This window comes from uncultured Gimesia sp., assembly GCF_937910335.1.
Classification (GTDB): domain Bacteria; phylum Planctomycetota; class Planctomycetia; order Planctomycetales; family Planctomycetaceae; genus Gimesia.
Genome location: NZ_CALEMX010000206.1, coordinates 1 through 6028 on the forward strand (window position 1 = coordinate 1; position 6028 = coordinate 6028).

General features: G+C 46.6%; 4 protein-coding genes. 1 reads left to right on the top strand and 3 read right to left on the bottom strand.

Annotated features, from left to right (window positions below; genetic code table 11):
* Window positions 1-1243 (bottom strand): hypothetical protein (locus tag Q0668_RS07705; protein ID WP_298862318.1); only part of this gene is annotated, 1243 nt, incomplete at its 3' end.
* A gap of 153 nt (window positions 1244-1396) precedes the next feature.
* Window positions 1397-3055 (bottom strand): hypothetical protein, encoded by a 1659-nt coding sequence (locus tag Q0668_RS07710; protein ID WP_298862321.1) that lies wholly within the window; start codon window positions 3053-3055, stop codon window positions 1397-1399.
* A gap of 735 nt (window positions 3056-3790) precedes the next feature.
* Between Q0668_RS07710 and Q0668_RS07715 the strand changes: the two genes are divergently transcribed.
* On the top strand, window positions 3791-4183 hold the full coding sequence (locus Q0668_RS07715) for a VOC family protein (protein ID WP_298862324.1): 393 nt from the start codon (window positions 3791-3793) through the stop codon (window positions 4181-4183).
* A 377-nt stretch (window positions 4184-4560) separates the two neighbouring features.
* On the opposite strand, the gene Q0668_RS07720 is transcribed toward Q0668_RS07715, so the two are convergent.
* Window positions 4561-5826: an EAL and HDOD domain-containing protein gene (locus tag Q0668_RS07720; RefSeq protein WP_298862327.1), complete on the bottom strand. Its 1266-nt coding sequence runs from the start codon at window positions 5824-5826 to the stop codon at window positions 4561-4563.
* Window positions 5827-6028 lie beyond the last annotated feature (202 nt).

A 6028-nucleotide genomic window follows, 5' to 3' on the forward strand; every position in this document is an offset into this window, starting at 1 on the left:
GATCATCTTCAGCGACGGTTTGAGAGGTGGTACCGAATTTGGTTTCAAAGGCATCACGGACCGGTTTTTCCCATAACAGAAAATGAGGGCCGCGCACAAAACAGAGGTTAATTCCATCAGCGTCTATCTTGCGGCAACTTTCATCGATTTGATCGAGAATGATCTGCTGCAGTTTCGGGAACGCCAGACTTCCTTTTTGCAGAACTTGACCATCTCTGGTTACCTGCCGCAATTCAGGGTGCTTCTGGATAAAATTGTGATTGGAGACATCAGAGAGTCCATAGCCACCCAAAAAACCGATCCGATACATCAAATCAAATTTCATTCCCAGTCGATGTGTAAACGCGGCAAGTTTTTGTTGCAACACGATTCCCTCAGCGTCACACTTTTGGAAAAAGTCCAGCATTTGGCGTCGTCCACGCTGGTACGGATTTCCATAGACTTTTGACTCTGGTTCAGATTTTGCTTCTTCCCCTAGATAGTTGAGATCCGGATGCCTGGTGGAAAAACCGGTTTTGTCACCGTAAGTCACCGCCCATAAGACTTTTTTCGTATCAGAGTCCCGTAACTTCTCGATCCACTCCAAATGATGTGCAACCGTGGAGCAATCACTGTAATGATAGATGGAACTGCCATCGAAGGTCGCCACCAGATTTTTGCGATCTTTATTATGACGTCGCGCCTGTTCCGCTTTCACTTCTTGCGGAGTCATGACAATCAATTTCACATAAGCGATATAAGCACTCCGTGACTGTAAACCATTCGATTTCCCAAATGCGATATAATTTTCGCCACTCAAGTCAGCATCATACAAATAAACTTCTTCGATAAATGTCGACGATTGATTATCGGGGCTTTTGCCTGGATGAATTTGCTGTGATACCGGACGACTGGAAAGTCTGGATTTGATAATCGATTGGCCATCGTACGTGAACTGAGGATTCCAGATCCCGAGATAAATTTTGAACCAGCCCTTTTGATTAACGGGCAGACGCACTTCGGGTGCTTGAATTTTGGAAAGTGCTCCCAGCATCGTCCCGCTGAGATGTTCCGTTTTAAAGGGAATCAAATGCCATTTTCCTGGCTCAGACTTCCGGGATAAAAACCTTGTCGGCTGGCATTGAGTCATGTCAGAGAGATAGATTGGTTTGGCTTCTTCCTGCCCTTCATCAGCCACACAAACGGCATATGCAAGCAAGGACCAGCATCCCACCAGGACGTGGCAGACCATTTTGATTTTCACGAAGCTCTCCTTTGTCACCAGTCAGTTTCACAGTGAATTTAGCAGTTAAGAGACTATAGTAAGTAGAGATACATTCTTCATAAATGATCCCAAGCCGTATTACAATCGCAAAATCGTGAACAATTCCCCTCAAACTATATGAGGTATGATTCCTTATTTTCCCCGGAACTGGAACGAATAGAGGTCGGCGTCGTGGAGGACGAACCGCAGGCGGACGGTCTGGTCGTTGAGCGATGTGAGGTCAGAGCTTGATTTCCATTTGACTTGGCGGTCGAGTGTGTCGCCGAAGAGTTCTTCACACTCTTCAAGTGCGAACCCGGGTAACGGCTTGCCCTGGGCGTCCTGAAGTTCGACGCGCACGCTGCCCGCTGCGGAAGTCGCGAAGTTTAACCAGAGCCCCTGTCCGCTAAAGCGGATTGGTTTCGTGATGAGTTCGCCGCCGCTCATGGGCGCCTGCACCGAGACAAAACCGTCGAGTCGCAGGGTGTAGCGTCTTAAGAGATCGCTGGTGTTGGTCCAGTAGCTCTCGACTGCAAAAAGTGAGAGTTCATCGGGGGCACCTTCAAGAGTTCCCTTTGTTTGAATCGGAGACCAGCCGATGAATTGATGTCCGTAGTTCCAGGTTCCTTCGCGTTCGATGCCGGGGCGTAGGAATCCTTCATTCCAGCGTTTGAATTTCACACCATCGCGACTTGCCATCAACAGACCTTCTGTGATCGCACGCCCGTAGCGTTCGCTGGATTTGGCACGCCAGAGACGGTTTTGGAATTCGGGTAGTGCTTGCAGTGATTCCGACCAGAGGGCCGTGCGTTCTGGTCCGGCGCTGGCACGCGCTTCATGGCCGGGGCTGTCCTTGTGACCCCGCTCGACATAACGGCTTGGAAAACCAATCAACAAATGCGGGGCGCGAGAATAGGGCTTGACCTGACTCGTATAGAGTTGCTCCGAAGGGGAATCAACATAGCTCAGGTTTTTCTGGTTTTCCCAGTGCAGGAAGTCTTTGGAAGTTGCCGTCCGAATGGCCCGATCCCCTTTTGGATCCCAAACTTTTTTATCACTGTGACCATCCTTAGTGAAGTAGCGCCAATAGGCGCGGTAGAGTCCTTGTTCTGCATCCCAGAAGGCGAGATTTTGAGAGTCAAACGCGCCGTCATTCAGGATGGATTTGTCGCTCATCGGCGTCCAATGGAATCCATCGGGCGACTTGAACGCGAGTAATCCACGGCGGCGGTCTTCCGGCAATCGATTTGCAGGCAGCAGCGCCTTATACAGGGCGTCGGGCGAGACGTTGGGGTTTTCGTCTTTGAAGACCGCGGGCTCGCCTGGCTCGGACATCGCATCGCCGACCTTTTGTTTGACCATCACGATATTATTTTCTTTGCTCCCCTGAAATTCATGCAGTCCCAATATTGGTTTTTTCCAGTGGATGCCGTCGTCGCTCTCTGCATAACAGCAATAGAGACCATGTGTGCCGGCATCCACTCCGTTGGGAGAAACGCTGAGATGTCCGGCTGCATAGTACATGCGGTAGCGGTCGCCGTCCTTGAAAATACTGTGATAGACACAGCCGCTCCCTTCCCAGGGTGCGTCGTGTTCGAGAACCACTTTTTGCGGGACGGGATGATGCAATCGTAACATCGCTTTCCCAACAAAGCGGTCGACCAGTGTTTCCTCGACGAATAATTCTCGCTGCGATCCGATGTTGATGACTGTCCCCTCTGGCTGCTGGTTGGCTGTCGCTTTTTCGTCGTCTGTATCCGCGACGAGCAACGTGATTAAGATGACCACCAAAACGGTAAAGCTGCGAATCATAGGGATGCCTCACGATGGAAAACAAGGAATGAATAACAGTGAGTTCGTTTGTAACATCGATGATTCGGAATGTCTACTGACGCGGAGGTGAGGAGATTAGATCGTTAAGAGGAATGGTGGCCGTGGCTGTGGGTTGCGCTGTGAAATCATAAAGTGATGTCTATTCCGGTTTCGATTTTTTTTGGTTTCCGGACACTTTATTTGTCACACATGCTCTGTTCAGATATCTTTTTTATTGAGATTCTTACGGCCAATCCAATATATCAGCGCTATCATTCCTGAGAACATAACTATGATAAGAACACATAACCAAGGTTCGTTTTCCCACGCCCAATGCATAAATGCTTGATTGTCATTCTTAGAGTCGAAATTGTTATCCTTGGAGTCGAAGTAGATATAAACATAAAGTAGAAAAACCAGCACCCAAAAAATGTATTTATTCTTAAATATTTTCATTAGCGGACTCATTGAATGTAATTTTTCCAATACTCAAAGATCATCACTTGAGTATAGCAGATACCAGGCGTCGTACCAAAGTTGTATTCGATAATGATTAGTGAATGTCCAAGAAATGGTCATTACCCAAACATAAATTTTGGAAGAGATACTATTGTGTGAAACTGCTTGTTGACTGTCTGTTTCAGTTTGGTACGATTTTTCGTATCTTGCAGACGATGAAGCGAGTCGGGCATTCGATGTGTATTCGTGCTGCGTAGGAATCAATGAGGCAACTTCATGTTGGAATCCCGAAACAATACGGAAAACGATCTGGAAACGGTCGAACTGAAGGCGTTTGTGCCGTCTTTAGATTTCGATCTCTCGAAGCGCTTTTATCAGGACCTCGGCTTCCGTATTCCGTGGTCCTCTGACGAATTGGCTTACGTTTCTCACGGAAACTGCACTTTTCTGCTCCAACGTTTTTACGAGAAACAGCTGGCTGAAAACTTGATGATGCATCTCTCCGTCAAGAATGTGGATGCCTGGTGGTCTCATTTACAGAATCAAAATATCGCCGAAAAGTACGACGTTAAAATCACAGATCCTGAACAGAGGCCGTGGAACATGCGGGACTTCGTCCTGATCGATCCCTCGGGAGTCATGTGGCGTATTTCAGAAAACACGGAGTGAGCTCACTTTTAACATTGCGAAGCATAAGGGGTCAGGAGTCGTTTTTTCTGAACCTGACCTTTTATTTTGTCCTTAGATGAGGTCGAAAGACTGTGCCATAGCGCGGCGGTGATGGCTTTGTATGGAGTCTGGCAGAATAAACAGGCCGATATGGTTGGGATGACGACGCTCTTGGTGAGTGTCCAAACTGTAACGGATCGGGACTCGCTAAGGATTGCTGGTACTGGTAATGTCCGGGAAACGGCGATTTACCGGTCATTATTTTAAAGAGTGCCTATTAAAACCGGTAATTTAACGGAATCCCTGAATTGTTTTGAATTCGTGGAATATCAAACAGCAAAAGTCAGTCGATCCGACGAACTACAAGTGTTGAATATTTATGCTAATACGGGTTGGCTGGTTTTATTGACCTTACGGGGCTTCCCGTCCTCCTCAGGCATCAGAGTTTCGATACTCACTTTCGCCCAACTCACTGCTTCGTGGCAGAAATACCGGATCAGCGCCTGATCCAGCGAGGGATAATAAACGCCATCCCAATCTCCGTGTTCATAGGCTATCGCACAGCGTAAGGCTTCACCGATAGCCCCTTCCTGGTAAAGGATGGCATTTTTGATATCTTCGGAGAGAGGTAATCCGGTCAAAATGTCATCCATCTTGCGGTCAAAGAACACATCGAGTGTGGACAACAATCCGACCATGAAGAATGCCTCTTTATCTTTGCGGCCAGCAGCCTCGGCAATCTGCTCGCAAAGTCGGGCTCGGACCAGCGAAGTATCGACGAGGCAGACTGGTTTATTGTCTATACCCGTCATTATGATCAAAGTCACCATTGATTTGAGACGATTCAGCCCTAAGAGAACCAGGGCTTGTTGTAATGATTGAACGGGCCTGGTAAGGCCGATTGCAGAGGAGTTGATGTAATGCAACAACTTATAACTCAATCCGGCATCTTGGGAAAGTAATGTAGAGACCTGTTTGATGTCGACCGACGGATCTTGAAGGTTGGCCATGATACGCAACAGACTCATTTGCGAATCAGGAACTGAGGCTTGCTTGATGATCCGAGGTTTGGAGAGAAAATATCCTTGAAAAAGGTCAAACCCGAGTTCTTTGCAAAATTCAAAGTCTTCATAGGTTTCGACTTTTTCGGCGATGAGTTGAATCTGAATTGGAAAATCGCATAGTTTTTTTACGTGTTCACGAACCTCTTGTTTTTCGAGGGCCGGATACTCGACTTTAATAATGTTTGCAAATTCAATCAGAGGCAAGTTTTTATCGGTTAAAACAAAGTCATCCAAGGCAATCATGAATCCTTGATCGGATAATTTGCGCAAGGCATTAAAGAGTTCTGTATCCGGTTCGATATCTTCCAGAACTTCGATCACGATTTGATCTTTTTCAAAGGGAAGTGGAAGATCGCCCGTCAGAAAGCTTCTGGTAAAGTTCACAAATGCCAGTTTACTTCCCACCAGATTAGGCAAACCTATTTCGATCAGTGAATTCAACAGAACTTGAGAAGTGGCCTGGTCACCATTAATGACATTGGCCTGATTCTGTTCACTATTTCGAAAAAGCAGCTCGTAAGCAAAAATATTGAGATCACCATCAAAGATGGGCTGTCTGGCTACAAAAAGTTCATTCATCTTTTTAATTCCTATGAGAATATGACCATGCCTGCTTAGAAGGGAGTGGCATTAAGTACGATGAAGCTTACTTCTAATTCAGACTTGTGAGTCTTAAAAATGAAAGGTTCTATCGGTTTAAGTGGTAAACCTCCATAAAAAAAGAGACCATCCTGAGAAAACCAATCTTTATTTACAATGGAGTTATTGATTATTCAAATCG